Here is a 24342-nt window from a genome sequence, read left to right as displayed (position 1 = left end):
GGGTCTCGAATCCCTGATGGTTGTCCCATGTCCGATGCCGCCCCCGCCCCCCTGGTGCCCGATGTCCATGCGATCCCCCGCCGCCCGGCCGTGGATGGCAAGGTCAATCTCGTCGGCCTGACGCGGGCAGCTCTTCGCGAGGCGCTCATCGCCGCAGGCACGTCGGAAAAGCAGGTGAAGATGCGGGTCGGTCAGGTCTGGCAATGGATCTACCATTGGGGCGTGCGCGATTTCGGCGCGATGACCAATCTGGCGAAGGATTATCGACGCCTCCTTGCCGACAATTTCACCATCGCGCTGCCGGAGCTCGTCACCCGCCAGCTGTCTGCCGATGGCACCCGCAAATATCTGGTGCGCATCGCCGGTGGGCATGAGGTCGAGGTTGTCTATATCCCCGAGGAAGGGCGCGGAACGCTCTGTGTTTCCTCTCAGGTCGGCTGCACGCTCACCTGTTCCTTCTGTCACACGGGCACCCAGAAACTGGTGCGCAACCTGACCGCGGGTGAGATCGTCGGACAGGTGATGCTTGCCCGTGACGATCTGGACGAATGGCCCGCACCCGGCACCGGCACGGGCGAGGACGGGCCACGGCTTGTGTCGAACATCGTGCTGATGGGCATGGGCGAGCCTTTGTACAATTTCGACAATGTCCGCGACGCGATGAACATCGTGATGGACGGCGAAGGCATCGCCCTTGGCCGCCGCCGTATCACTTTGTCGACCTCCGGCGTGGTGCCCGAGATCGCCCGGACCGCGACCGAAATCGGCTGTCAGCTCGCGATCAGCTTCCATGCGACGACGGACGCGGTCCGCGACATTCTGGTGCCGATCAACAAGCGCTGGAACATCGCAACGCTTCTGGAGGCGCTCAAGGCCTATCCGGGCCTGTCGAACTCTGAACGGATCACGTTCGAATATGTGATGCTCGACGGCATCAACGACAGCAAGGAAGATGCCCACCGGCTGGTGAAGCTCCTGGAGGGCATTCCGGCGAAGGTGAACCTCATTCCCTTCAACGAATGGCCCGGCGCGCCTTACAAGCGTTCCTCTGGCAACCGGATTCATGCGTTCGCCGACATCATCTACAAGGCCGGTTATGCCTCGCCGATCCGGACCCCGCGCGGCGAAGATATCATGGCCGCCTGCGGCCAGCTGAAATCGGCGACGGAACGCGCGCGCAAGAGCCGGGCGCAGATTGCCGCCGAGACCGGTCAATAACGACCGGCGTCAGCGTTCTTCCCAGGTCGTTTCGCGGTTCTCCTGCCAGCCGACACGGTGCAGAAGCGGCGTGTCGTCATGGGTCTCGGGCCAGCCGAGGCAGAGGTAGGCGCTGAACTCCCATCCCTCCGGCACGCCGAAAAGCGTCTCTATTCCGGCCGGATCGAGGATCGAAACCATGCCGAGCCCGAGGTTTTCCGCCCGTGCCGCCAGCCAGAGCGTATGGATCGCCATCGCCGTCGATTGGCGCAGGGTGTCGGGCATGGTCATGCGGCCAAGGCGGCGGCCCTCGGCCGGGTCGGTCGCCGTGAAGACGGCCAGATGTTCCGGCGCCCGGTCGAGGCCCGCGAGCTTCAGCCGCGCATAGTCGGACCGCGCCTGCCCGTCGTAGCTTTCCAGCGCGGCGGCATTGGTGGCGCGGAAGTTCTGCCGTACGCCGTCGCGCAGGCCCGCGTCGCGGACCCGCACCACCCGCCAGGGCCGCGCGTTGCCGACCGACGGCGCGCAATCCATGGCCCGGCGCAGACGCTCCAACACCTCTTCCGGCACCGGATCTCTGCGGAAATGCCGCACATCGCGGCGCCAGCGCAGGATTTCCACAAGCGTCGTGGCATGGGCGCGGGTGAACAGCATCAGCCTGCCAACGCCCCCTCAAGCCGCGTCCATTCCGCCGCGCTGCCCGGCAGGCCGAGGCGCAGCCAGTCGCCCGACCAGGGGAAGATGCGCGACCAGATATGATGCGTCGCAAGCTGCGCCTGTGCCGCCGCCGCGTCCGGCACGCGGTAGCTGCGAAAGAGAGGCGTGCCGCCGATCAGGCGCCACCCGGCCCTGAGTGCCAATGCATCCATCCGGTCGCAGTCACTGGCCAGCCGCGCGATGGTCGCAGCCGCCCAGTCCCGGTCGGCCAAAGCCTTCGCCCCAACCTCGATCGCCGCGCCTGAGACCGGCCAGGGCCCCGCCATGGCCGAGAGCTTTCCAATGGTGTCCTCATGGCCCAGAACGAAACCGAGCCGTACCCCGGCGAGGCCGTAGAACTTGCCGAAAGAGCGCAGGATCACGAGGCCCGGTCGGGGCGTCTCGCTTGCAAGAGAGAGGTGCGGATAGGGGTCGGCGAAGCTTTCATCGACCACCAGCAATCCGGCCCTCTCTGCCAGCGCCTGCAGGTCGGCGGGCGTGTGCTGGCGGCCGTCGGGATTGTTGGGATTGACAACCACCGCAAGGTCCGCGCCCGCAAGTTGGGCAGGCATAGACACTTCCTCGACCGTCCAGGCGGCCGCGCGCAGGCTGGCGGCATGTTCGTTGTAGGTGGGGGCGAGGACCCGGGCGATGCCGGGCGGGCGCAGGCGCGGCATCATCTGGATTGCCGCCTGCGCGCCCGCGACCGGCAGGACAGCGGCTTGCGTTCCGTAGGCCTGCCGGGCGGCTACGATCAGCCCCTCCATCGCGGCACGGGTAGGCAGTGCCGTCCAGGCCTCGGTGCTGAGAGGCGGCAGCGGATAGGGCATGCGGTTGATGCCGGTCGACAGGTCGATCCAGTCTTCCGCCCGCCCGCCCCAACGCGCCCGCGCTGCGTCGATATTGCCGCCATGGTCGCGCATCAGATCAGCCACAGGAGAAGGAGGAGAAGCGCAGTCAGCGCCAGCGCATTCCGGCAGATTTCCAGCGCCCGCGTGATGTCTTCCGCTGCCGGATCGCGGGCGGAACCGTTGATCCAGGGCTCGTTCGCCACCCGGTCGTGATAGAGGCGGGGGCCAGACAGGCGCACCCCAAGTGCGGCCGCCATCGCCGCCTCTGGCCAGCCCGCGTTGGGGGACCGGTGACTGCCTGCCTCGCGCCACATCCGGTCGAATGCCGCGCGCGGCGCGGTCGAGACGGCGGCGATCAGAAGGCCGGTCAGCCGCGCCGGGATCAGGTTTGCCAGATCGTCGATCCGCGCCGCCGCCCAGCCGAAGGCCTCATGCCGCGGCGTGCGGTGGCCGATCATCGAATCGAGCGTGTTGATCGCCTTGTAGGCCGCGATCCCCGGCAGGCCGAAGATCGCGCCCCAGAAGAGCGGCGCGATGACGCCGTCAGAGGCATTCTCCGACAGGCTCTCGATCGTTGCGCGCGCTATGCCCGCCTCGTCCAGCCGGTCGGGATCGCGCCCGACGATCATCGCCACCGCGCGACGCGCGCCAGCAACATCGCCACCGCGAAGCGGTCTCGACACGGCCACCACATGGTCGCGCAGCGACCGGGCCGCGATCAGCGGCCAGGCGAGGAGGCCGCCGATCAGAAGGCCTTTCCAGCCGGAAGGCAGAACGCTTTGCAGGATAAGGCCGATGATGGCCGCGATGCCGATCACCAGAAGGGCGGCGGCAAGGCCTGCGATGCGCCGGTCGCGGTCAGCAGTGCCCTCGATATTCAGCCAGTCGTCGAGGCGGCTGATCAGGCGCCCGATCCAAGTCACGGGGTGGCCTAGAAGCGCGTAAAGCCCGCGCGGCCAGCCCAGCGCGAGGTCGATCACCAGACCCGCCAGCATCAGCCCCGCGCCGGTCATGCGTCGCCGCCGGTGCGGAAGGTAACGACACGGCGGAAGCCTGCCGCGTGAAGCCGCGCTGTGGCGTCCTTGGGCGCTTGTCCGGGTGCGAAGATCAGCCCGCGCGCCGATCCGGTATGGGCGGCCGTATGGCCAAGTGCGCCGAGCGCGTGGCAGAGGCCCGGTGTCGGATCCTCGGCCGGGCCGCGCAATGCCCGGTTGCGACGGGCCGATTCGCTGGTCAACGCCGCAAGCGCGGGCAGGTCGCCCGTGCGCGCCGCTGCCTCCCACGGGTCGATCAGGTCGGCGATGTCGGCGAAATTCTCGTCCGCCGCATTGGTACGGCGGTTGGGGCCGAAGAAGCCGCCAACCACTTCCATAGCGGGAAGCGCGGGCAGGTCGCGCATGACCTCGCCCCGGCGCGAGGCCCAGAGCATCTGTTCGGGCCTGTCGAACATCAGGGGATCGCTCGCGCCCTCGACGCCCACGCAGGCGCTGGCCAACTCCATCGCGCCATGGCGCGATCCGGCGAGGCGCGCGAGCGCCACCAGAGCCGCCGTCGATACCCCGCCACCGCCGCCGCGCGGCATGTTGGCCGACAGGGTGAAAGGGCCCGGATCAGCAAGCCCGAGGGTCTTCAGAAGCGCCCTGCCGCGCGCCTGTGACAAAAGGCCATGCGGCTCCGTCGCATCGGTCCGGCGGATGCCGACGGTCAGAAGCGGGCAGGGCAAGGTGACCAGAACCACCGGGCCGTCCGGCCCGAGCCGCCCTTGCAAGAACTCTCCGAAATGTCCCTGGACCCGAATCATCCGGCCACCCTCTCATTCACGCCGCCGATCTGCCAGCCCGCCGCGTGACGCACCAGCCGGGTAACGGAGAGGGGCGCGACATCGAAGGCAAGCCCGGGCGGAACAGACCCAAGCGCCAGCGCCAGCGCGGCCCTGACCGTCCCGGCATGGGCCAGGAGGGTGGCGGGGCCAGCTTCCGCGATGTCGATGAGCGCGGGGTGAATCCGCGCGCAGATATCTGCAAAACTTTCGCCGCCCGGCGGGCGATGGCGGGCAAGCTCGGCCGCTTCCAGCGGGCCGATGTCGGGCAGATCAGCGTAGGACTTGCCTTCCCAGTCGCCGAAATCCTGTTCCCACAACCTCGGGTCCGTCTCTGCCACCTGATCCCACAGCGCCAGAGCGGTTTCCCGGCAGCGGCGCGCCGGGCTGGTGATCAGCCGGTCAGGCCGGGGCAGACGGTCGCGCAGCGCCGCGATGGCCGCAGCGTCCGAGAGGTCGGCGCCCACATCCGTCCGCCCGTTCAGGCGGCCCATGGCCAAGGTCGGCGCATGGCGGATCAGGATCAGTTCTGTCGCGGTCCGGCCGGGCACGGTCGCATTCCCCCTTCCGTGGTCGCGCCGTTTCTGCTTTGAGGCTGACCCATGAGCAAGACGATACTTGTGACCGGGGGCGCCCGATCGGGCAAAAGCGGCATCGCCGAGACGAAGGCGCTGTCCTTCGGGCGGCCTGCGACCTATATCGCCACCGCCGAGATCCGGGACGAGGAGATGGCGGCCCGTATCGCGGCCCATCAGGCGCGGCGCGGGGCGGAATGGCGCGATCATCCCGCGCCCTTCGATCTGGTTGGCGCGCTTGGGGCAACCGATGGCACCGGGCCGCGCCTTGTCGATTGCCTGACGCTCTGGCTGACCAACCTGATGCTTTCCGATCGTGACTGGCAGGCCGAGGGCCGCGCGCTTGCAGCGGCACTGCCGCGTCAGCAAAGCCCCGTGGTGATCGTGACCAACGAGGTCGGCGCCGGGATCGTGCCGGAAAACAGGCTCGCCCGCGAGTTCCGCGATGCGGCGGGGCTTCTCAATCAATGGGTGGCGGCGGCCGCGGACGAGGTCTGGCTCGCCGTCGCGGGCCTGCCCCTGCAAGTCAAATGACCGAAAGAAACTGACATGACCTTCGCGCTCGCCTCGCTCGATGACCTCAAGACCCTCGCTGCCCGTCTGCCCGCGGCCGATGCCGAGGCGGCGGCGGGCGCCCGTGCGCGGCAGAATTCGCTGACCAAGCCGCCCGGCTCGCTGGGGCGGCTGGAAGAGATCGCCGAATTCATGGCCGCCTGGCGGGCGACGGCGCGGCCGGAAATCTGGCAGGCGCAGGCCCTGGTTTTCGCGGGCAACCACGGTATCTGCGCCCAAGGGGTGAACCCCTATCCGCAGGAAGTGACCGTGCAGATGGTCGCGAATTTTCAGGCTGGGGGCGCCGCGATCAACCAGCTTGCGCGCGTCAATGGCGCTGATCTCGACGTCATCGCGCTCGACCTGGACCGACCCACGGGGGACTTCACCCAAGGACCGGCGATGAGCGCGGACGACTGCCTCGACGCGCTGAACCGGGGCGCGGCGGCGGTGAACGAGGGCGCCGACATCCTTATTCTCGGCGAGATGGGCATCGGCAACTCGACCGTTGCGGCGGCTCTGGCGGCGGCGTCTTTCGGCGGCGGCGCGGCGGAGTGGGTCGGGCCCGGAACAGGCTCTGATCAGGCCGGAATCGCCCGAAAAGTCGACGCGATCGAGCGCGGGCTGATGCTGCACGCGGGCGCGAAGGGCGACGCGGGCGCGATCCTTTCCGCCCTTGGCGGGCGTGAACAGGCGGCGATCTGCGGCGCGGTTCTGGCGGCGCGGGCGGCGCGGGTTCCGGTGATCCTAGACGGGTTCATCTGCACGGCGGCCGCGGCGGTGCTGCATGTGGCCGATCCCGCGCTTCTCGATCATTGCCTTGTCGGCCATGCCTCGGCAGAGCCCGGCCATCGGAAGCTACTTGCCGCAACGGCCAAGCGCCCGGTCCTCGAGTTCGACATGCGGCTTGGCGAAGGCTCCGGCGCGGCCTTGGCGCTGGGCATCGTGCGGGCGGCGCTGGCGTGCCACAATGGCATGGCGACTTTCGGCGAAGCAGGGGTTTCGGAGGCATGATGGCGGGCGATCCGGCGGACCGGTGGGAGGAGCTGAAGGTCGGCCTGATGATGCTGACCCGGCTTCCGGTCGGGCGGATCGCGGGCGAGGCGCCTTCGGTTGCGGCCTCCGCCTGGTCCTGGCCGCTCGCCGGGCTCGCGGTCGGCGCCATCTCTGCCGCCACTTACTGGCTTGCGACGTTCCTCGGCCTGCCCGGGCCGCTCGCGGCGGTGCTCGGGGTGCTGGCGCTCGTGCTGGCGACCGGCGGCTTGCATGAGGACGGGCTGGCCGATCTTGCCGACGGGTTCGGCGGCGGACGCGACCGGGAACGGATGCTGGAGATCATGCGCGACAGCCGGATCGGCAGCTACGGCGCGCTGGCCATCGGCTTTTCGCTGCTGATCCGCGTGCTGGCCATCGGAACGCTCGCGTGTTGGGATGCGATCTTCGGCTTTCTGGCCATCGCCGCCGCCAGCCGCGCGGTAATGCCCGCTGCGCTTCATCTGATGCCGCCCGCGCGCGGCGACGGACTTGGCAACGGCGCCTCTGGCGTGTCGCAGGAGGCGGCCCTCGCCGCCGCCCTGCTCGGCGGTGCCTGCCTTCTGCCCTTCGGGCTTCTGGACGCTGCACTCGTGGCGGCCACGATGGCTGGCGCCGCCCTCTGGCTCGGCCGCCGCGCGATGGCCCGGATCGGCGGGCAGACCGGCGATGTCTGTGGCGCCATGCAGCAGGTCGCGGAAGCGGTGGGCTGGCTGGCGCTTGTCGTTGTGCAGGGTGCGACGGGCTGACCCTTTGACCTTGCGGGCGCCGCGCGCGCGCCGCTATGGAAGGGTATGAGCGCCCCGCCCGAGTTTCACCTGAGCCTTGCCCTGCCCTCGCCCGGGGCCACGGCCGACCTCGCGGCGCGTCTGGCGCCACTGCTCGGCCCCGGTCATGTGATCCTGCTGGAAGGCGAGATCGGCGCGGGAAAGACCCATTTCGCCCGCGCCCTGATCCAGACGCTTCTGGCGGCGGAGGGGCGGCGCGAGGACGTGCCGTCGCCCACCTTCACGCTGGTGCAGGTCTATGAGACGGTGCGGGCCGAGGTCTGGCATGCCGACCTTTACCGGCTGACCGATCCGTCGGAAGTGATCGAGCTTGGCCTGACCGACGCATTCGATAGCGCCATCTGCCTCGTCGAATGGCCCGACCGTCTGGGCGAACTTGCCCCGCACGAAGCGCTCTTGCTGTCGCTTCATGCAGAGATGACCGGCGACAGCCGTACCGCGACGCTTCGGGCGACCGGCGACCGCTGGGCGCCAGTCTTTGCAGCGCTGGGTGAAGCTGCATGAGCGACCTGCGTCAAGACGAGGCCCGCGCCTTCCTTGCCCGTGCGGGATGGGCCGCTGCGCCGCTCGCGCCGCTCTCGGGCGATGCTTCGGCGCGGCGCTATTTCCGGCTGCCGGGCGGGGCGGTGCTGATGGATGCCGACCCGGCGACGGGGGAACGGGTCGAGCGGTTCCTTGCAGTGGGCGACTGGCTTCTGGATCACGGCTATTCGGCGCCGAAGATCCTCGCCCGCGATCCCGATCAGGGCTTTTTGCTGCTCGAAGACCTGGGCGACGCGCTTTTCGCCCGCGTTACCGCCGCCGAACCGGCGAAGGAGGCGCCGCTTTACAGGACGGCGATCAGTTTCCTTGCCGATCTCGCACAGCAGATGCCGCCAGCTTTCGTTGCTGCGGGCGATGGGTCCGCGCTCGCCCGTCTCGTCACGCTCTTGAACGATCACTACCTGCCCGCGCTTGGCGCGCCGCCGCTGAGGGAGCTGCCGGGGCTGATCGCGGCGCTTTACGAGGAATGGAACGACCGGCCAGCCGTTCTTTCCCTGCGCGATTTCCATGCCGAGAACCTGATCTGGTTGCCGGAGCGACAGGGCTTCTGCCGCGCGGGCCTTCTGGATTTTCAGGACGCCTTCGCCACCCATCCCGCCTATGACCTCGTGTCGCTTCTGCAGGACGCCCGCCGTGACGTGTCTGCCGCGACCGCCGAGGCCTGCTATCGCGCCTATCTCGACCTGACCGGGTTTGAGGAGCGCCTCTTTTCGCGCGTCCACGCGCTCATCGGCGTACAGCGGGCGCTGCGCATCCTTGCGGTCTTTGCCAAGCTCGCCCGGGCGAACGGCAAGCCGCAGTATCTGGCCTACGCGCCGCGCGTTGCAGGCCATCTGCGCCGCAGCCTCGCGCATCCTGCGCTCGGGCCTCTCGCCGCCTGCGTGGCGCGCGAGGTGCCTGACCTTACGGCCGAACGGCTGGAAAGGCTGAGGGCGGGATGAGCGCACGGCCGAAATCCCTGATGCTGTTCGCCGCGGGCCTTGGCACAAGAATGCGGCCCCTGACCGACGACCGGCCAAAGCCACTGATCGAGGTGGCGGGGCGGACGCTTCTGCACCATGCGCTGGACCAAACGCGAGGCGACGAGCGTATCGTCGTCAACCTGCATTACCGGGGCGAACAGATCAGGCAGCATCTGCAGGGACGCGAAAATATCGCCTTTTCGGCTGAAACAGAGACGCTTCTGGAAACCGGCGGCGGGCTGAAGGCGGCGCTGCCGCTTCTGGGTGCGGACCCGGTTTTCGTGATGAACAGCGATGCGGTCTGGAATGGCGCGAACCCGCTAGATCAGCTGGCCGCCGCCTGGGATGGCGAGCGGATGGAGGCACTTCTGCTGCTGGTCCCCAAGGATCGGGCGACCGGTCACACCGGCAGGGGCGACTTTCTCCTGGGCGGGGACGCGCGGCTGACGCGCTGGCCCGGTCACGTCTATACTGGCGCCCATATCACCCGAACCGGCCGGATCGCCGCCTGGCCCGAGGACCGTTTCTCGCTCAATCCCGTCTGGGATGCGATGGCCGCCGAGGGGCGGCTTTACGGGGCGATCCATCAGGGCGGCTGGTGCGATGTCGGTCGGCCCGAGAGCATCGCGCTTGCCGAAGACATGCTGGGGGGCGCCGATGTTTCCCGCCTCTGACCGCGCGCGCCTCTTCGGCCTGCCGCCCGGCGCCGACTTCGCGCAAGGCTTCGTCGCGGGGCTGATGGCGCGGACGGCGGGCAGGCCGCCCGAGGCGCTGGCCGAGGTCACGATCTATCTCAATACCGCCAAGATGCGCGAACGGGTGCGCGCGGCCTTTCGCGCGCGCGGGCCGCTGTTGCTGCCGCGCCTGAAGCTGCTGTCCGAGCTTGACGCGGACCCGACGCTTGATCTGCCCGAGGCCCAGCCCGCGCTCCGGCGGCGGCTGGAACTGATGCGGCTGGTGCGCGAACTGATGGCGCGCGAGGCGGATTTCGCCCCCGGCACCGCCGCGATCGATCTGGCCGACAGTCTGGCCGACCTGATTGATGAAATGGCCGCCGAAGGCGTGCTGCCCGAGGCTTTGGAAGACCCCGGCCTTGCCGAGGACCATGCGGTGCATTGGGAACGCTCGCTGCGTTTCCTGCGCATCATCGCACCCTTCTTCGCCGAAGGCGGCATGGCAGCGGGGACTGCCGCCCGGCAAAGGCGCGCGGCCGAGATGCTGATCGACCGCTGGCGCGAGACTGCGCCGCAAACGCCGGTGATCGTTGCCGGATCGACCGGATCGCGCGGTGCGACCGCGCTTTTCATGCAGACGGTGGCGTCGCTGCCGCAGGGCGCGGTCGTCCTGCCGGGCTTCGACGCGCATATGACCAGCGCCGCTTGGGAAAGCCTGGCAGGCGGGCGCGTCCCGAACGAGGATCATCCGCAATTCCGCTTCGCGAAGCTGCTGAACGCGCTCGGCATGCGTCCGGCGGAGGTTGCGGATTGGCATGGCGCGGCGCCCGATCCGGCGCGCAACCGGCTTGTGTCGCTTGCGCTCAGGCCCGCGCCGGTGACTGATCAGTGGCTGAGCGAGGGGCAGGCTCTGGTGCCGCTTGGCGGGGCCGCTGCGGGTCTGACCCTGATCGAGGCGCCGACCCCGCGCGCCGAGGCGCTGGCGATCGCGCTTGCGCTGCGCGAGGCGGCGCAGAAGGGTGTGCGCGCCGCGCTGGTGACGCCGGACCGAACGCTCGCCCGGCGCGTCACCGCCCAGCTCGACCGCTGGCGGATCGAGCCCGACGATTCGGCCGGGCGCCCGCTGCATCTGAGCGCGCCGGGCCGGTTCCTGCGCCATGTCGCGGGGCTTTTCGGACGGCGGGTGACGGGCGAGGCGCTGCTGACGCTTCTCAAGCACCCTTTGACCGCGACGGGCGGCGAGGACCGGGGCGACCATCTGCGCTTTACCCGAGAGCTGGAACTGCAGCTGCGCCGCACGGGTCCGGCCTTTCCAGGCGGGGCCGACCTGCTCGACTGGGCCGCGCGGCTGGAAGAACCCGCACGCATCGGCTGGGCCGGCTGGATCGGCGAGAGTCTGGCCGGGCTGCCGCAAGGGCCAGACCGGCCGCTTTCGGCATGGTTAGAGACTGTTTTGTCCGTCGCAGAGCAGTTCGCCGCCGGGCCGGGCGGGGTGGCGGAAGCGAGCGAACTGTGGCGCGAGGCGGCGGGCGAAGCGGCAGCGCGGCTGATGGCGGAACTGGGGGCCGAGGCGGATGCGGCGGCGGATCTGTCCGCCGCCGATTTCACCGATCTGCTGACCCGGCTTCTGCAGGCCGAGACGGTAAGGCCGACACACGCGGCCTCGCGCCTCATCACCATCGAAGGCACCCGCGAGGCGCGCGAGATTCAGGCCGATCTGGTGGTGCTCGGCGGCCTCAATGAAGGCACATGGCCCGCTTCCGTGCCGCCCGATCCGTGGCTGTCTCGGCAGATGCGGCTGAAGGCGGGGCTGTTGCTGCCAGAACGGCAGGTGGGCCTGTCGGCGCATGATTTCCAGATCGCCGCCGCCGCGCCGACGGTAATCCTGTCGCGCGCCATGCGCGATGACGAGGCGGAAACCATCGCCTCGCGCTGGCTCGACCGTCTGGTCAACCTGATGGGCGGGCTGGAAGGCGAGGGCGGGGCGCTGGCCGACATGCGCGCACGTGGGCAGCGCTGGCTGGCGCTCGCGCGGGCGGTCGAGGCGCGCGACACCGTGCCATCCGCCCGCCGCCCGAGCCCGCGCCCACCCACCGGGACGCGACCGAAGGAGCTGCCGGTCACGGCTATCGCGCGGCTGATCCGCGACCCCTATGCGATCTATGCGCGGGAGATCCTGCGACTGAAGCCGCTGGCCCCCATGCTGGCGGAGCCGGATGCCCGCATGCGCGGCCAGATTCTGCACCGGATCGTCGAGACTTTCGTGAAGACCCGCCCCGAGGGCGAAAGCCTCGAGGCAGCGCGGGAGCGGTTCTTGGCCTTAACAGACACTGTTTTGGCGCAGGATGTGCAATGGCCCGCCGCGCGCGCGCTCTGGCGCGCCCGGATGGCGCGGATTGCGGATACATTTGTGCGCAATGAGGAAAGACGACAGTCTGAAGGGGGAACGATACTCATTGAAGACAAGGGCGGGGCATCGCTGACCCAGCTTGATTTCAGGCTTACCGCGCGGCCCGACCGGATCGACTTGTTGAACAACGGGGATCTGCACATTTTCGACTACAAGTCAGGCGAGCCGCCGAAACCAGAGCAGCGCCGTCGTTTCGAAAAACAATTGCCACTTGAGGCCGCCCTGGCCGAGCGGGGCGCCTTTGTTCACATCGGGCCAAGGAAAGTGGCTGCGGCCACTTACGTCCGGCTTGGCGGCGCCGGAGAAGAGAAGAGGCTCAGCCGCGAAGAGCTTGATCCCGACGGCGAATGGGCGCGGCTCGCGGCGCTGATCGCCGCCTATGCCCGGCCGACGAAAGGCTATACCGCACGGCGGGCGCCGTTCATGAAGGACGATCCGGGCGACTATGACCATCTGGCGCGTTTCGGCGAATGGCAGATGAGCGATGCGCCCTGGCCGGAAGATGTGGGCGCAGAGGAAGGCGGAGGGCCCGGCGATGGCCCATGACGAGGCAAGCCGCGCGCAGGCGCGCGCCGCCGATCCCGGCCGTTCCGTCTGGCTCGCGGCCAATGCCGGGTCGGGCAAGACGCGGGTCCTGACGGACCGGGTGGCGCGGCTCCTGCTTGGCGGGACAGAACCGCAACGCATCCTCTGCCTGACCTACACCAAGGCGGCGGCGAGCGAGATGCAGAACCGGCTTTTCCGCCGCCTCGGCCGCTGGGCGATGCTGGAAGAGGGGGCGCTGCGCTGCGAACTGGCCGACCTGGGCGTCGAGGGGGAGATATCGGCCGCGGTTCTGGCCGGGGCGCGGCGGCTTTTTGCCCGCGCGATCGAGACGCCGGGCGGGCTGAAGATCCAGACGATCCATGCCTTCTGCGCCGGGCTTTTGCGGCGCTTTCCGCTGGAGGCGCGGGTCTCGCCCGATTTCACCGAACTTGACGACCGGACCGCAGGTCTGATGCGCCGCGAGATCGTCGAGGAAATGGCCGAGGATGACAGGGAAGGCGCGGTCGCGGCCCTCGCCAGTCTCGCGCAGGGGGAGGATCTGGCCGCCCTTCTGACCGAAATCTGCGGGAACAGAGACGCTTTTTCGCGGGAAGAAACGCGCGAGAGCCTGGGGTTGGCGCTCGGCCTGCCACCCGGACTGGACGCGCGTGCACTTCTGTCCCAGGTGTTTCTCGGGGATGAAGAGCCGCTCCTCGCGGCCTTGCGGCCGCTCCTCGCTGAGGGCGGCAAGACCGAGCGCGGTGCGGCCGAGAAAATCATGGACTTTTCACCCGATCACGCAGGGCTCGCGTTGCTAGAGAGCCTGTTCCTATACAAGTCCGGGCCGAATGCCGGCACAGCCAAGATCGGTGACTTTCCGAACAAGGAGACCCGGACCAAGACAGCGGCCCATCTCATGCCCGAACTCGAAGCCCTGATGCTGCGGGTCGAGGCGGCGCGGCCCCTGCGCGTGGGCCTTGCCGCCGTGGAACGCACGCTGGCGCTTCACACCTTCGCTCGGCCCTTCCTTGGCCGCTACGCGGCGCGCAAGGCGGCGCGGGGGGCGCTCGATTTCGACGATCTGATCGCGCGGGCCGCTTCGCTTCTGTCGGACCGGTCGGTCGCGGCCTGGGTGCTTTACCGGCTGGATGGCGGCATCGACCATATCCTCGTCGACGAGGCGCAGGATACGAGCCCCGGCCAGTGGCGGGTGATCGAGCGGCTGGCCGAGGAGTTTACCGCAGGCGAGGGCGCACGCGGCGCAGGTCGGCGCATCTTCGTGGTGGGCGACAAGAAACAGTCGATCTATTCCTTCCAGGGGGCCGACCTTGCCACCTTCGACGCGATGGCGGGGGAATTCGAGAGCCGCCACCAAGGCGCGGTCGCGCCGTTCGAGAGCCTGTCCTTGAGGCATTCCTTCCGGTCGTCGCGCGCGATCCTCGATGTGGTCGATCACACGTTCAAGGCGGCGGCGGGGCGTGGCCTTGGCGGCGAGACGCGGCATATCGCCTTTCATGCGACCATGCCGGGGCGTGTCGATCTGTGGGATCCGGTCGAAAGGCCGGGCGAGCCGGAGGAGGGCGACTGGTCCGATCCGGTCGACCAACTGGCCGACAGCCATGAAAGCGTGGTTCTGGCGCGCAAGGTCGCGGGCGAGATCCGCCGGATGATCGATGAAGGCACGGCGATCGGGACGCGCGAGGGGCCGCGCGCGCTGGATGAGGGCGATGTGCTCATTCTGGTGCGGCGGCGCGGAGCCTTGTTTCACGAACTGGTCCGCGCCTGCAAGGCGGCGGGGCTGGAGGTGGCGGGGGCCGACCGCCTGACGCTTGGCGATCAGTTGGCGGTGAAGGATATCCTGGCGCTTCTGTCTTTCCTTGCGCTGCCCGAGGATGACCTGTCGCTTGCCGCTGCGCTGCGCTCGCCACTGTTCGGCTGGTCGGAGGACGAGCTTTTCCGGCTGGCGCAGCCGCGGGCGAAGGGCGTGTTCCTCTGGCAGATGTTGCGCGGGGCGGAAGGGGCAAAGTCCGAGGCGGCGCGGACATTGATTGCCGATCTTCGCGATCAGGCGGATTTTCTCAGGCCATACGAGCTGATCGAGCGGCTGCTCACACGACATGATGGCCGCCGCAGGCTGCTCGCCCGGCTTGGCGTCGAGGCGGAGGATGCGATCGACGCGCTTCTGGCCGAGGCGCTGACCTATGAACAGGCGAGCGTGCCGAGCCTCACGGGCTTCCTCGTCTGGATGCAGTCGGGCGATGTCGAGGTCAAGCGGCGCCATGACGGCACGGCGCGGGCGATCCGGGTGATGACGGTTCACGGCGCCAAGGGGCTTGAGGCGCCTCTGGTGATCCTGCCGGACACGGCCAAATGGTCGTCGCGGGAGCGCGGCTCGGTTATGGCGTCGCGAGAGGGTGCCTTCTGGCGGATGGCCGACGATGCCAAGCCACCGTTGCTGACGGCTCTGGCCGAGGCGCGCCGCGAGGCCGAGCGGGAAGAATGGATGCGGCTTCTCTATGTGGCGATGACGCGGGCGGAAAGCTGGCTGATCGTCTGTGCCGCGGGCGATGTGGGGAAGGGCGACGAAAGCTGGTACCGGCTGGTCGAGGCGGGGATGGAACATGCGGGCGCGGCCTCGCTGCCGGCCGAGGGCGAGCTTTGGCCCTTCGGTCGCGGCAAACGGTTCGAATGGGGGCGCTGGCCCGACCCGCTGGGGGCCGCAAGGCGTCTTGCGCAGGCTGCCGTGGCCCTTCCCGATTGGGCGACAGGCCCCGCGCCGACGGAGCCGGAGCCGGAGCGCGCGCTGTCGCCGTCCGCCCTGCCCGGACCCAAGGCCTTGCCGGGCGAGGCGGGGCTGGATCAGGAGGCGGCAAAGCGGGTCGGGACGGCGCTGCACCTTCTGCTGGAATATCTGCCCGGCACGGCGGAGGCGGACCGCGAGGGGATCGCCCGGCGGCTCCTCGGGCCTCATTCAGCCGAAACAGACACTGTTTTCCGGCGCGCCACGGCCCTCCTCGCCGATCCCGCGCTTGCTTCGCTTTTCGGGCCGGGAAGCCTGGCCGAGGTCGAGCTGGCGGCGCGTGTGCCTGCGCCGGGCGGGCGGCTGGTGGCCGGGACGGTTGATCGGTTGATCGTGAAACCCGACCGGGTGCTGGCGGTGGATTTCAAGTCGAACCGGATGGTGCCCGCGCACGCAGAGGACATTCCCCCGGGCATCCTCAGCCAGCTTGGCGCCTATGCGGCGATGCTGGGGGCGATCTATCCCGACCGGCGGGTCGAGGTGGCGATCCTCTGGACCGAGACGGCGGCGCTGATGCCGGTCCCTCTCAATATCGTGAGGACCGCCTATGAGACAGCCACACTCCCTTGACGGGGCGGGGTGGCGGACCTACTTTCCTTACCCGACCTCATCCTTCCACACACGAGAATCCGGAGAAGATCATGGCCACCGTCGCCGTTACCGATGCCACTTTTGACGCCGAAGTCCGCAAGTCGGACGTTCCGGTCGTTGTCGATTTCTGGGCGGAATGGTGCGGTCCGTGCAAGCAGATCGGCCCGTCGCTTGAGGAACTGTCCGCCGAATATGCGGGCAAGGTGAAGATCGCCAAGGTCAACGCGGATGAAAACCCCGACCTTCTGACCCAGTTCGGCGTGCGCGGCATCCCGGCGCTTTTCCTGTTCAAGGACGGTCAGGTCGTGTCGAACAAGGTCGGCGCCGCGCCCAAGGCCGCGCTGAAGAATTGGATCGACGCCTCGCTTTGACCTGCGCCCGAGAGCCGCGCGCTGGCGGACATTCGCCACCTGCGCGCGGCCGGTTATGGCATAACCGCAGAGGCCGTCCTAGATTGGCGCCATGATGAAGAGACGCACCCTTCTGGCCTCGGCCCTGCTCACCCTTCTCGCCCTGCCCGCGCAGGCCGAGAAACTGTCGCTTGACGCGATTTCCGCCTATCTGAACGGGCTAACCGCAGCCGAGGCGACCTTCACCCAGATCAATCCCGACGGGTCGGGCGCCAAGGGCAAGGTGATCATCCGCCGCCCGGGGCGCATGCGGTTTGAATATGCCAAGCCCGACAAGACGGTGGTGCTGGCCTCTTCGGGTCAGGTCGCGATCTTCGACGCGAAATCGAACCAGCCGCCCGAGCAATATCCGCTGGCCAAGACACCCCTGAACCTGATCCTCGGCCGCGAGATCGACCTCAAGAAGGCGCGGATGGTGGTGGGCCATGCCGAGGAAGGCGCGCTGACAATCGTCACCGCCCAGGACCCCGACCACCCGGAGTATGGCACGCTTTCGCTTGGTTTCTCGGCGAATCCGGTCGCGCTGCGCCAATGGGTGGTGACGGACGAGACGGGTGGTCAGACGACTGTTCTGCTCGACAAGCTGGAAGAAGGCGGAAGCTATCCGCCCTCCACCTTCCTCATCGACGCAGAAATGCGGGCGCGTGGCCTGAACTGACCTAGAGTTTCCCGCAGTAGATCAACTGGTTCTGGTAGGTTTGCGACCGTTCGCCCACGTTCGCAGCGACCCGCATCAGCCACGCTTTCTGCAGATGCGTGCCGCGGCCGTATCCGGCAAGCCCCTCGTGATAGGCAAGATAAAGGCTCGTCGCGTCATAGGGCGACACCCCGTGCCTGCTCACCGCTTCGTTCATGTACCAGCCCATGAAATCGGCGGCGTCGTCGAAACGCGTGCGCTTCGCGCCGAAGCGGCCCGTGGCCTTGCGGTAATCGTCCCAGGTGCCGTCGATCGCCTGGCTGTAGCCATAGGCCGAGCTTTGGCGCCCCATCGGGATGATCCCCAGCGCGAACTTGTGCGGGGTCTTGGCATTGCCGATGAACTTCGATTCCTGATGGATCGTCGCCATCAGCACATTTCGCGGAATGCCCCAGCGCCGCTCGGTCGCCTCAAGGGCGCGCAGGTAATGCGGACGCTCGTCGAGGATCGCGCAGGCATTGTCGAGGTTGCGCGGCGCGGTCCGTTCGCCGCCACCGCAGGAGACAAGCGCCATAAGCACCGCAAGACGGAGAAACTTCTTCATACTGCCTCAGGTCTGCTCTTCTTTTTTTCATACCTTACGCGAAATCACCCGTCGTGGAAATCACAAAGCCCACGCGCGCGGCTTCAGACTGTCGGACCACCCGTCACAAACTGTTTCCGCCGCCCGCTCGCAATGAATTGGACTTGGCGGCCCTGCGGGAGTATCTGTAGGCTAGGGGCTGAGACTATGCTGAAAACGCAAGCGAAATATCATCTGGGGCAAGTGCTCCGGCATCGCAAGCACGCCTTCCGCGGCGTGGTCTTCGATGTCGATGCGATGTTTGCCAATACCGAGGAATGGTATGCGGCCATTCCCGAGGACAGCCGCCCTGCGAAAAACCAGCCCTTCTACCACCTTCTGGCCGAGAACAGCGACAATTACTATGTCGCCTATGTCTCGGAACAGAACCTCGTGCCCGACGATACGGGCGGCCCGGTCGGCCATCCTGACCTGCCGGACTTGTTCGGCGATTTCGAGGATGGCCGCTATCCGTTGCAGGTGCGGCTGAACTGACCGTCAATAGCCGAGTGCGATCCCGTCCTTGCGCGGGTCCGAGGCACCCAGAAGGAAGCCCCCCTCGCGGTCGATGAAGATCGCCTGCGCGCCGCCGAGCGGTCCGTCAGGGGCAGCGATCCTGTGGCCCTTGGCGGCGAGCGCCGCGCGCACCTCCTCGCCATAGCCGCGTTCCATCTCCAGCCGGTCCTGATTGGCGAAGGCGCGGGGCGCGTCGATCGCCGTCTGCGGATCCATGCCGTAGGTGACCATGTTCGAGACGAAACGCGCGTGGCCCGTGGGCTGATAGGCGCCGCCCATCACGCCGAAGGGCATGATCACCCGGCCCGCTTTCCTCAGCATGCCGGGGATGATCGTATGCATCGGGCGCCTGCCGCCTGCCGCCTCGTTCGGGTGACCCTGCTCCAGTGAAAAGCCCGCGCCGCGGTTCTGGAAGAGGATGCCGTATTTTTCGGACGCAAGGCCGGTGCCGAAGCCCCAGTAGATCGAATAGATCAGCGAAACAGCCATCAGGTCGCGGTCGACGACGGTGATATAGACCGTGTCACGATGGACGGCGCCCGCGGCGGTGGGCGGGTTCGGCATCGCGCGGTCGGGGTCTATGAGGGCGGCGAGGCGTCGGGCGGTTTCCGGCGCGAGCATGTGCTCCAGCCGCGCGGTGCGGTCGGGATCGGCGATGAAGCGGTTACGGGCATCGTAAGCGAGTTTCGCCGCCTCCGCCTCCAGATGCAGGCGGTCGGCACCCAGCGGGTCGAGGCTTGCCAGATCGAACTCCGACAGGATGTTCAGCATCAGGATCGCCGTCGCGCCCTGGCCGTTCGGCGGATGTTCCAGCAGCTCGATCCCGCCATAATCGCCCGCGACCGGGTCGGTATAGTCGCATGAGACCGCCGCCAGATCATCGAGTGTATGGGTGCCGCCGATCGCGCGCAGGCTCCGCACCAGATCCTCTGCGACCGGACCGTCGTAGAAACCGGCGCGTCCGTCGCGGGCGATCCGCTCCATCACGTCGGCTTGAAAGGGCGCGCGGAAGATTGCCCCGGTTGCGGGGGCGGCGCCGTTCACGAGATAGAAATCGCGCGCCGCATCGGCAAGGCGGGGGCCATCTTCGGCCCAGTCGAAGGCGACGCGCGGCGCGACCGGCACGCCCTCGCGTGCATAGCGGATCGCGGGCGCGAGAACCGGCCCGAGGCCGAGGCGCCCCCAGTCGGCCGAGAGGCGGCACAGCGCGTCGACGGCGCCGGGAAGGGTCGCGGCCTCGACGCTTTCGGTCGGGATCGTGGACCAGCCCTTCGCGCGGAGCGCCGCCGCGTCGAGCCCCGCAGGCGCGCGACCCGAGCCGTTCAGGCCGATGACCCGCTCTTCGCCTGCCGGTTTGAGGAGGACGAAGCAATCGCCGCCCAGCCCGCACATCTGCGGTTCGGCGATGTTCAGCACCATCGCGCCCCCGATCGCGGCATCCACCGCATTGCCGCCTGCCTGCAGGATCGAGATGGCGGTCTGCGCGGCAAGCGGATGCGAGGTGGCGCACATCCCGTTGGTCGCAAAGACGGCAGAGCGGCCCGGCCTTTCGAAATCGCGCATGATACCTCCCCGCGGATCGGTGAGGGGAGCCTAGGAAGCGCCGGGCGGAAAGGAAAGACCTCGGCGGCACGAAAAGGGGGCTGAAAACGCACCGCCGAGGGAAGCTGTGAAAGCTACAGCGCAACAATGCCGGACGATTGTGGCGGCATGCAGAAATAGTGATGGCTCAAATGAGAACAGTTCCCGCATCTGCGCGGCACCGTTTCATGATCGCTGCGGGTGCCGCCGGGGTTCAGCCGGGGTTCAGCCGCCAGCGACTCGCTGGCGGGCGATGGTGTCGCGGTCCGGATCGCTGTCCGCCTTCCAACTGACCGGGACCCTGAAGGTCAGCCGGTTGGCGCGCGGCGTCCGTTCATAGATGAGATCGGCGGTCAGCGACCGGATCAGAGCCCAGCCCCAGCCACCTTCGGGCAAGAGATCAAGCTCGTCGCCCAACTCGGGCAGACGTCCGTCCGGCAGGACGAGGCTTGGCATCGGATGGCCGTCATCCTCGACCCGGCAGGCCAGCCCATCCCCGACCGGCGTGAGGAACAGGCGGATGCGGCCGGGCGGGCGACGCGCATAGGCATGTTCGACGATATTGTTCAGGACCTCGGCCAGCACGATCTCGACCGTGCCGCGATCTGGCTGGCAGAGCCCGTCGCCGAGATAGGCCATGATGCGGCCAAGCACGCGGCGCACTTCCCGCTCGTTCGCCTGCAGGCGAAAGCGGGCGCTTTCCCCGGTCCTTACGGGCGGGCGCACGGTGGCGTCAGACTGCATGCCTCATGCCCTCGCCGGGAACTTCGGGGTGAATGGCAAAGACCGAATCCATGCGCGTCATGTGAAAGACCTTGCCCACGGTCGGCGTCAGGGCCGCCAGCTCCAGCCTGGTCGCGGGGGCCAGCAGCTTCATCACCGCGACGATGGCGCCAAGCCCGGAACTGTCGACGAAGCCGACGCGCCCCATGTCGAGGATGACCCGCCCCGGGGCGCTGCCTGCAAGTTCGCGCATCCGGTCCTTGAACTGGATGGCGACGGAGGCATCGATCCGCTCCTCCTCCACCCTCACCACTTGCGCGCCGTCGATCATTTCGGATGTCAGTTTCATCGGCCCTCTCCGTACCGCCGTCGGGGCCAAGCCTAGGGGCCAATCCTTACCAATCGGTATGCAAGGCCCGGGCGACCCGTGGGAATCGGCAAGGCAAGGCGCTATGACGGTCGAAACCACCCGAGGGAAAGACATGCCCGACTACTCCGCCCTTGCCGCCGCCATCGAAAGCCTGACTCATGGAGAAAGTGACGAGGTGGCGCTGATGGCCACCGTCGCCTGCGAGGTCCATCATTCGGACGCGCGTTTCGACTGGACCGGCTTCTACCGGGTCGTGGGGCCGGAGCTTCTGAAGATCGGTCCCTATCAGGGCGGACATGGCTGCCTTGTCATCCCCTTCTCGCGCGGGGTCTGCGGCGCGGCGGCGCGCACCGGAAAGGTGCAGCTTGTCCCCGATGTCGATGCTTTCCCCGGCCATATCGCCTGCGCCTCCTCGACCCGGTCGGAACTCGTGCTGCCGGTCTTCGGACGCGGTGGGCGATTGATCGGCGTCTTCGATATCGACAGCGACCAGCCTGCCGCCTTCACCGAGGAAGACGCGCGCGAAATGGCGGCGATCCTTGCGTCGGTTTTCGGCGCGATCTGACGAATCCGGGCCGTGTGGGCGCCGCATCGCGTGCCACGATGGCGCCATGAAAGACACCAAAACCCACCCCGGTTCCTGCCTCTGCGGCGCGGTTGCCTTCACCGCGACCGGTCCCTTGCGCGACGTCCTCGGCTGCCATTGCGGCCGGTGCCGCAAGACCTCTGGCCACTATTGGGCGGCAACGTCGGTGCCGCTTGAGCGGTTCGAGATCACCAAGGACGAGGGCCTCGCCTGGTACCGATCCTCTGCCACCGCCGTGCGCGGTTTCTGCCGCCAGTGCGGCGCGAGCCTCTTCTGGAAGCCCGAGGGCGAAGGCCGCATCGCGATCGCCCCCGGCGCCTTCGACGATGCGCCACCGTTCACCTTGTCGGGCCATATCTTCACCGAGGATGCGGGCGACTATTACGCCCCCGAAGGCCCGCCGCCCGCGCCCGGCCCGGCACAGGCGGGCCTGTCCTGCAGCTGCCTGTGCGGCGCTGTCGCCTTTTCGGTCGCAGGTCCGGCGGGCGAGGTCTGGGCCTGCCATTGCAGCCAGTGCCGGAAGCTGTCCGGCCATTATTCGGCTTCGTTCGATGCCGACGAGGCGACGCTGCGCTACCGTGCGAAGCGCAGCCTTGCCGAATACCGCACCCCGGGCGGGGCCACGCGCGGCTTCTGCACCGGCTGCGGGTCAAGCCTGTGGTTCCGCGCGGCCGCTGGCGCATTTTCTGTCGAGGCTGGTTGCGTCGATGGCCCGACCGGCGGCCAGCTGGCCCGCCATATCTTCACGGCCTCGAAAGGCGGTTATTACCGCATCGACGACCGCCTGCCGCAGGAATAGCCCCGCCGGAAAAGAAAAACCCCTGCGGCCGGGCCCCAGGGGTTCATCTTGGCGCGGGGTTGCCCCCGCCAACGTTCCGAGCCTTCGGGCGCTCAGAGAGCGCCTTCGCGCTGGGCCTTCTTGCGTGCCAGTTTACGGGCACGGCGGATGGCCTCGGCTTGCTCGCGGGCTTTCTTCACGGACGGCTTCTCGAAATGCTGCTTGAGCTTCATTTCGCGAAACACGCCTTCCCGCTGAAGTTTCTTCTTCAGGGCGCGAAGAGCCTGTTCGACGTTATTGTCGCGAACGCTGACCTGCATGTGGTGTCACCACCTTCCTAAGTTAGAGTTGCAAGAGTCGCAGGAGGCGCCCCCATAGCAGGGGATTGGGCTTTTGTCCACCGCGCTGGCGGGGTAAGAGAAAGCATGAGCAGGAACTCCAGCGAAATTCCCGACGACCGCGCCGGGCTTTTTGAGGCGGCCCTGCCGCATGTGGTCTTCGACGGCTGGTCGGATGCCTGTTTCACGGCGGCCTGCGCGGATGCGGGGATCGACCCGGCGCTCGGGCGAGTTCTCTGCCCTGCGGGCGCGCGCGACCTTGCCGCCGACTATCACCGCGCGGGCGACCGGGCGATGGAGGCGCGGCTGGCGGAAATCGATCTTGCGGGGCTTAGATTCCGTGAGCGGGTCGTGAGCGCGGTGCGCTTCAGGCTTCAGGCGGCGGACCGCGAGCTGGTGCGCAAGGGGGCGGCGCTTTTTGCCCTGCCGCAGAATGCGGGCCGGGGCGCCGAACTGATCTGGGGCACGGCAGATGCGATCTGGCGGGCCCTCGGCGATACGTCCACGGATGTGAACTGGTACACCAAGCGCGCCAGCCTGTCGGCGGTCTATGGATCGACCGTACTTTACTGGCTCGGCGACGAAAGCGAGGGATACGGCGCCACCTGGGCTTTCCTCGACCGGCGGATCGAGGATGTGATGCGGTTCGAGAAGGCGAAGGCCGATTTCCGCGCCTCGCCCTGGGCGAAGCTGTTCGCGGTGCCGCTGAAGGGGCTTGAGGCCATTCGGGCGCCCGGGCCGTCAGCGGACGATCTGCCGGGAAGAAAGGACTGAGTATGACCCTGCCGGAAGTGATGCGGGCGGTAGAGATCACGCGCCCGGGCGGGCCCGATGTGCTGCAGCTGTGCGAACGGCCGGTGCCCCGGCCCGCGGCGGGCCAGATCCTGATCGAGGTTGCCTATGCGGGCGTGAACCGCCCCGACGCCTTGCAGCGCGCGGGCGCCTATGCGCCGCCGCCCTCCGCCTCGCCCTTGCCGGGGCTTGAGGCTTCGGGCCGCGTCGCGGCTGTCGGTCCCGGGGTTGCGGACTGGCGGGTTGGCGATCAGGTCTGCGCCCTTCTGCCGGGTGGCGGTTATGCGGACTATGTCGTGACCCCCGCCGCCCATGCGCTGCCGGTGCCCAAGGGCATGGGCTTGCGCGAAGCGGCCTGCCTGCCGGAAACCTTCTTCACCGTCTGGACCAATGTCTTCCAGCGCGGCGGTCTGAAAGCCGGTGAACGCTTCCTCGTCCATGGCGGCACCTCCGGCATCGGCACGACCGCGATCCAGCTTGCCTCCGCCTTCGGCGCGCGGGTCTTCGCAACCGCCGGATCGGACGAGAAATGCGCGGTCGCCGCGCGTCTCGGCGCCGAGCGCGCGATCAATTACCGGACGGAGGATTTCGTCGCGATCCTCAAGGCCGAAGGCGGCGCCGACCTGATCCTCGACATGGTGGGCGGCGACTATCTGCCGCGCAATGTGCAGGCTTTGGCCGATGACGGGCGGCTGGTGCAGATCGCCTTCCTGCAAGGGCCGAAGGTCGAACTGAATTTCGCCCAGGTCATGACCCGGCGCCTGACGATCACAGGCTCGACCCTGCGCCCGCAGTCCGACCTTGCCAAGGCGCGGATTGGCGCCGACCTCCGCGCCCATGTCTGGCCACTTCTCGACGCCGGTCGGATCGCGCCGGTGATGGACAGCGAATTTCCCCTTGCCGACGCGGCGGACGCGCACCGCCGCATCGAGGGCGCCGACCATATCGGCAAGATCGTCCTGAAACTGCGCTGA

26 protein-coding genes are annotated in these 24342 nt (G+C 68.1%); 16 read left to right on the top strand and 10 right to left on the bottom strand.

Translation table 11 applies throughout. The features are described from left to right. The first annotated feature begins 27 nt into the window (after positions 1–27). Positions 28–1218, top strand: coding sequence for a dual-specificity RNA methyltransferase RlmN (gene rlmN / locus P0645_RS13815; protein WP_284165174.1), 1191 nt, complete (start codon positions 28–30; stop codon positions 1216–1218). A 9-nt stretch (positions 1219–1227) separates the two neighbouring features. Here the strand turns inward: rlmN and bluB are convergent, their stop codons facing one another. From bluB to P0645_RS13790, 5 genes are read right to left on the bottom strand one after another with little or no spacing between them, the layout of a single operon-like run. Then, positions 1228–1851 (bottom strand): 5,6-dimethylbenzimidazole synthase, encoded by a 624-nt coding sequence (bluB, locus tag P0645_RS13810; protein WP_284165173.1) that lies wholly within the window; start codon positions 1849–1851, stop codon positions 1228–1230. Further along, complete coding sequence (cobD, locus tag P0645_RS13805) at positions 1851–2816, bottom strand: threonine-phosphate decarboxylase CobD (RefSeq protein WP_284165172.1); 966 nt, start codon at positions 2814–2816, stop codon at positions 1851–1853. The genes bluB and cobD overlap by 1 nt, the downstream gene beginning before the upstream one ends. Further along, positions 2816–3757 (bottom strand): adenosylcobinamide-phosphate synthase CbiB, encoded by a 942-nt coding sequence (gene cbiB, locus P0645_RS13800; protein ID WP_284165171.1) that lies wholly within the window; start codon positions 3755–3757, stop codon positions 2816–2818. Before cbiB ends, cobD begins: the two co-directional genes overlap by 1 nt. Further along, a complete protein-coding gene (locus tag P0645_RS13795; RefSeq protein ID WP_284165170.1) occupies positions 3754–4545 on the bottom strand; it encodes a propanediol utilization protein in 792 nt (263 codons plus the stop codon). The genes cbiB and P0645_RS13795 overlap by 4 nt, the downstream gene beginning before the upstream one ends. Then, positions 4542–5114 (bottom strand): histidine phosphatase family protein, encoded by a 573-nt coding sequence (locus tag P0645_RS13790; RefSeq protein WP_284165169.1) that lies wholly within the window; start codon positions 5112–5114, stop codon positions 4542–4544. The genes P0645_RS13795 and P0645_RS13790 overlap by 4 nt, the downstream gene beginning before the upstream one ends. Positions 5115–5165: 51 nt before the next feature. Between P0645_RS13790 and cobU the strand changes: the two genes are divergently transcribed. The 10 genes from cobU (at position 5166) to P0645_RS13740 (ending at position 17083) form a co-directional block, all read left to right on the top strand. Continuing rightward, positions 5166–5672 carry a bifunctional adenosylcobinamide kinase/adenosylcobinamide-phosphate guanylyltransferase gene (gene cobU, locus P0645_RS13785; protein ID WP_284165168.1) on the top strand — a complete coding sequence of 169 codons (507 nt, stop codon included), beginning with the start codon at positions 5166–5168 and terminating at the stop codon, positions 5670–5672. Between the two features lie 15 nt (positions 5673–5687). Then, positions 5688–6704 carry a nicotinate-nucleotide--dimethylbenzimidazole phosphoribosyltransferase gene (cobT, locus tag P0645_RS13780; protein WP_284165167.1) on the top strand — a complete coding sequence of 339 codons (1017 nt, stop codon included), beginning with the start codon at positions 5688–5690 and terminating at the stop codon, positions 6702–6704. Further along, positions 6704–7471 (top strand): adenosylcobinamide-GDP ribazoletransferase, encoded by a 768-nt coding sequence (gene cobS, locus P0645_RS13775; protein WP_284165166.1) that lies wholly within the window; start codon positions 6704–6706, stop codon positions 7469–7471. The genes cobT and cobS overlap by 1 nt, the downstream gene beginning before the upstream one ends. A gap of 45 nt (positions 7472–7516) precedes the next feature. Beyond that, positions 7517–8014 carry a tRNA (adenosine(37)-N6)-threonylcarbamoyltransferase complex ATPase subunit type 1 TsaE gene (gene tsaE, locus P0645_RS13770; RefSeq protein ID WP_284165165.1) on the top strand — a complete coding sequence of 166 codons (498 nt, stop codon included), beginning with the start codon at positions 7517–7519 and terminating at the stop codon, positions 8012–8014. Further along, complete coding sequence (locus P0645_RS13765) at positions 8011–8994, top strand: aminoglycoside phosphotransferase family protein (RefSeq protein WP_284165164.1); 984 nt, start codon at positions 8011–8013, stop codon at positions 8992–8994. The genes tsaE and P0645_RS13765 overlap by 4 nt, the downstream gene beginning before the upstream one ends. Continuing rightward, entirely contained in the window at positions 8991–9689 is a 699-nt protein-coding gene (locus P0645_RS13760) for a nucleotidyltransferase family protein (RefSeq protein ID WP_284165163.1), read from the top strand. Before P0645_RS13765 ends, P0645_RS13760 begins: the two co-directional genes overlap by 4 nt. Then, complete coding sequence (locus P0645_RS13755; RefSeq protein WP_284165162.1) at positions 9673–12645, top strand: PD-(D/E)XK nuclease family protein; 2973 nt, start codon at positions 9673–9675, stop codon at positions 12643–12645. The genes P0645_RS13760 and P0645_RS13755 overlap by 17 nt, the downstream gene beginning before the upstream one ends. After that, positions 12635–15994, top strand: a complete 3360-nt coding sequence (addA, locus tag P0645_RS13750) for a double-strand break repair helicase AddA (protein ID WP_284165161.1) — start codon at positions 12635–12637, stop codon at positions 15992–15994. The genes P0645_RS13755 and addA overlap by 11 nt, the downstream gene beginning before the upstream one ends. Beyond that, on the top strand, positions 15991–16386 hold the full coding sequence (trxA, locus tag P0645_RS13745; RefSeq protein WP_284165160.1) for a thioredoxin: 396 nt from the start codon (positions 15991–15993) through the stop codon (positions 16384–16386). The genes addA and trxA overlap by 4 nt, the downstream gene beginning before the upstream one ends. Before the next feature lie 91 nt (positions 16387–16477). Then, a complete protein-coding gene (locus tag P0645_RS13740) occupies positions 16478–17083 on the top strand; it encodes a LolA family protein (protein WP_502855020.1) in 606 nt (201 codons plus the stop codon). A gap of 1 nt (position 17084) precedes the next feature. Here P0645_RS13740 and P0645_RS13735 read toward each other — a convergent pair whose 3' ends face one another. Further along, complete coding sequence (locus P0645_RS13735; protein WP_284165158.1) at positions 17085–17666, bottom strand: transglycosylase SLT domain-containing protein; 582 nt, start codon at positions 17664–17666, stop codon at positions 17085–17087. Positions 17667–17852: 186 nt separating this feature from the next. Here P0645_RS13735 and hspQ point away from each other — a divergent pair, with 186 nt between their 5' ends. Then, complete coding sequence (gene hspQ / locus P0645_RS13730; protein WP_284165157.1) at positions 17853–18179, top strand: heat shock protein HspQ; 327 nt, start codon at positions 17853–17855, stop codon at positions 18177–18179. Between the two features lie 3 nt (positions 18180–18182). Here the strand turns inward: hspQ and P0645_RS13725 are convergent, their stop codons facing one another. The 3 genes from P0645_RS13725 to P0645_RS13715 form a co-directional block, all read right to left on the bottom strand. Then, positions 18183–19763 (bottom strand): gamma-glutamyltransferase family protein, encoded by a 1581-nt coding sequence (locus P0645_RS13725; RefSeq protein WP_284165156.1) that lies wholly within the window; start codon positions 19761–19763, stop codon positions 18183–18185. 243 nt (positions 19764–20006) lie between these two features. After that, on the bottom strand, positions 20007–20525 hold the full coding sequence (locus P0645_RS13720; protein ID WP_284165155.1) for an ATP-binding protein: 519 nt from the start codon (positions 20523–20525) through the stop codon (positions 20007–20009). Next, positions 20515–20853 carry an STAS domain-containing protein gene (locus P0645_RS13715; protein ID WP_284165154.1) on the bottom strand — a complete coding sequence of 113 codons (339 nt, stop codon included), beginning with the start codon at positions 20851–20853 and terminating at the stop codon, positions 20515–20517. The genes P0645_RS13720 and P0645_RS13715 overlap by 11 nt, the downstream gene beginning before the upstream one ends. A 133-nt stretch (positions 20854–20986) precedes the next feature. Between P0645_RS13715 and msrC the strand changes: the two genes are divergently transcribed. Together msrC and P0645_RS13705 are read left to right on the top strand one after the other, a co-directional pair. Next, positions 20987–21439: a free L-methionine (R)-S-oxide reductase MsrC gene (gene msrC, locus P0645_RS13710; RefSeq protein ID WP_284165153.1), complete on the top strand. Its 453-nt coding sequence runs from the start codon at positions 20987–20989 to the stop codon at positions 21437–21439. A gap of 46 nt (positions 21440–21485) precedes the next feature. Continuing rightward, positions 21486–22259, top strand: coding sequence for a GFA family protein (locus P0645_RS13705; RefSeq protein ID WP_284165152.1), 774 nt, complete (start codon positions 21486–21488; stop codon positions 22257–22259). Between the two features lie 92 nt (positions 22260–22351). On the opposite strand, the gene rpsU is transcribed toward P0645_RS13705, so the two are convergent. Next, positions 22352–22558 carry a 30S ribosomal protein S21 gene (gene rpsU, locus P0645_RS13700; RefSeq protein WP_082400860.1) on the bottom strand — a complete coding sequence of 69 codons (207 nt, stop codon included), beginning with the start codon at positions 22556–22558 and terminating at the stop codon, positions 22352–22354. Positions 22559–22663: 105 nt separating this feature from the next. On the opposite strand from rpsU, the gene P0645_RS13695 reads away from it, so the two are divergent. Both P0645_RS13695 and P0645_RS13690 read left to right on the top strand, forming a co-directional pair. Further along, positions 22664–23350: a COQ9 family protein gene (locus P0645_RS13695; RefSeq protein WP_284165151.1), complete on the top strand. Its 687-nt coding sequence runs from the start codon at positions 22664–22666 to the stop codon at positions 23348–23350. A gap of 2 nt (positions 23351–23352) precedes the next feature. Continuing rightward, positions 23353–24342: an NAD(P)H-quinone oxidoreductase gene (locus tag P0645_RS13690; RefSeq protein ID WP_284165150.1), complete on the top strand. Its 990-nt coding sequence runs from the start codon at positions 23353–23355 to the stop codon at positions 24340–24342.

Origin of the sequence: Frigidibacter sp. SD6-1 (genome assembly GCF_030143255.1) — a bacterium.
Lineage (GTDB): Bacteria > Pseudomonadota > Alphaproteobacteria > Rhodobacterales > Rhodobacteraceae > TMP-24.
This window is presented reverse-complemented; position numbering and strand designations above follow the sequence as displayed.

Excerpts from the sequence above, each read along its gene's own strand:
- P0645_RS13760 (WP_284165163.1), top strand. The coding sequence starts at position 8,991 with ATGAGCGCACGGCCGAAATCCCTGATGCTGTTCGCCGCGGGCCTTGGC.
- P0645_RS13705 (WP_284165152.1), top strand. The coding sequence starts at position 21,486 with ATGAAAGACACCAAAACCCACCCCGGTTCCTGCCTCTGCGGCGCGGTT.
- rlmN (WP_284165174.1), top strand. The coding sequence starts at position 28 with ATGTCCGATGCCGCCCCCGCCCCCCTGGTGCCCGATGTCCATGCGATC.
- cobT (WP_284165167.1), top strand. The coding sequence starts at position 5,688 with ATGACCTTCGCGCTCGCCTCGCTCGATGACCTCAAGACCCTCGCTGCC.
- rpsU (WP_082400860.1), bottom strand. The coding sequence starts at position 22,558 with ATGCAGGTCAGCGTTCGCGACAATAACGTCGAACAGGCTCTTCGCGCC.
- P0645_RS13720 (WP_284165155.1), bottom strand. The coding sequence starts at position 20,525 with ATGCAGTCTGACGCCACCGTGCGCCCGCCCGTAAGGACCGGGGAAAGC.
- P0645_RS13795 (WP_284165170.1), bottom strand. The coding sequence starts at position 4,545 with ATGATTCGGGTCCAGGGACATTTCGGAGAGTTCTTGCAAGGGCGGCTC.
- P0645_RS13735 (WP_284165158.1), bottom strand. The coding sequence starts at position 17,666 with ATGAAGAAGTTTCTCCGTCTTGCGGTGCTTATGGCGCTTGTCTCCTGC.
- P0645_RS13765 (WP_284165164.1), top strand. The coding sequence starts at position 8,011 with ATGAGCGACCTGCGTCAAGACGAGGCCCGCGCCTTCCTTGCCCGTGCG.
- P0645_RS13690 (WP_284165150.1), top strand. The coding sequence starts at position 23,353 with ATGACCCTGCCGGAAGTGATGCGGGCGGTAGAGATCACGCGCCCGGGC.
- cobU (WP_284165168.1), top strand. The coding sequence starts at position 5,166 with ATGAGCAAGACGATACTTGTGACCGGGGGCGCCCGATCGGGCAAAAGC.
- P0645_RS13740 (WP_502855020.1), top strand. The coding sequence starts at position 16,478 with ATGATGAAGAGACGCACCCTTCTGGCCTCGGCCCTGCTCACCCTTCTC.
- P0645_RS13715 (WP_284165154.1), bottom strand. The coding sequence starts at position 20,853 with ATGAAACTGACATCCGAAATGATCGACGGCGCGCAAGTGGTGAGGGTG.
- tsaE (WP_284165165.1), top strand. The coding sequence starts at position 7,517 with ATGAGCGCCCCGCCCGAGTTTCACCTGAGCCTTGCCCTGCCCTCGCCC.
- msrC (WP_284165153.1), top strand. The coding sequence starts at position 20,987 with ATGCCCGACTACTCCGCCCTTGCCGCCGCCATCGAAAGCCTGACTCAT.
- addA (WP_284165161.1), top strand. The coding sequence starts at position 12,635 with ATGGCCCATGACGAGGCAAGCCGCGCGCAGGCGCGCGCCGCCGATCCC.
- P0645_RS13695 (WP_284165151.1), top strand. The coding sequence starts at position 22,664 with ATGAGCAGGAACTCCAGCGAAATTCCCGACGACCGCGCCGGGCTTTTT.
- cobD (WP_284165172.1), bottom strand. The coding sequence starts at position 2,816 with ATGCGCGACCATGGCGGCAATATCGACGCAGCGCGGGCGCGTTGGGGC.
- P0645_RS13725 (WP_284165156.1), bottom strand. The coding sequence starts at position 19,763 with ATGCGCGATTTCGAAAGGCCGGGCCGCTCTGCCGTCTTTGCGACCAAC.
- bluB (WP_284165173.1), bottom strand. The coding sequence starts at position 1,851 with ATGCTGTTCACCCGCGCCCATGCCACGACGCTTGTGGAAATCCTGCGC.
- cbiB (WP_284165171.1), bottom strand. The coding sequence starts at position 3,757 with ATGACCGGCGCGGGGCTGATGCTGGCGGGTCTGGTGATCGACCTCGCG.
- hspQ (WP_284165157.1), top strand. The coding sequence starts at position 17,853 with ATGCTGAAAACGCAAGCGAAATATCATCTGGGGCAAGTGCTCCGGCAT.
- P0645_RS13755 (WP_284165162.1), top strand. The coding sequence starts at position 9,673 with ATGTTTCCCGCCTCTGACCGCGCGCGCCTCTTCGGCCTGCCGCCCGGC.
- cobS (WP_284165166.1), top strand. The coding sequence starts at position 6,704 with ATGGCGGGCGATCCGGCGGACCGGTGGGAGGAGCTGAAGGTCGGCCTG.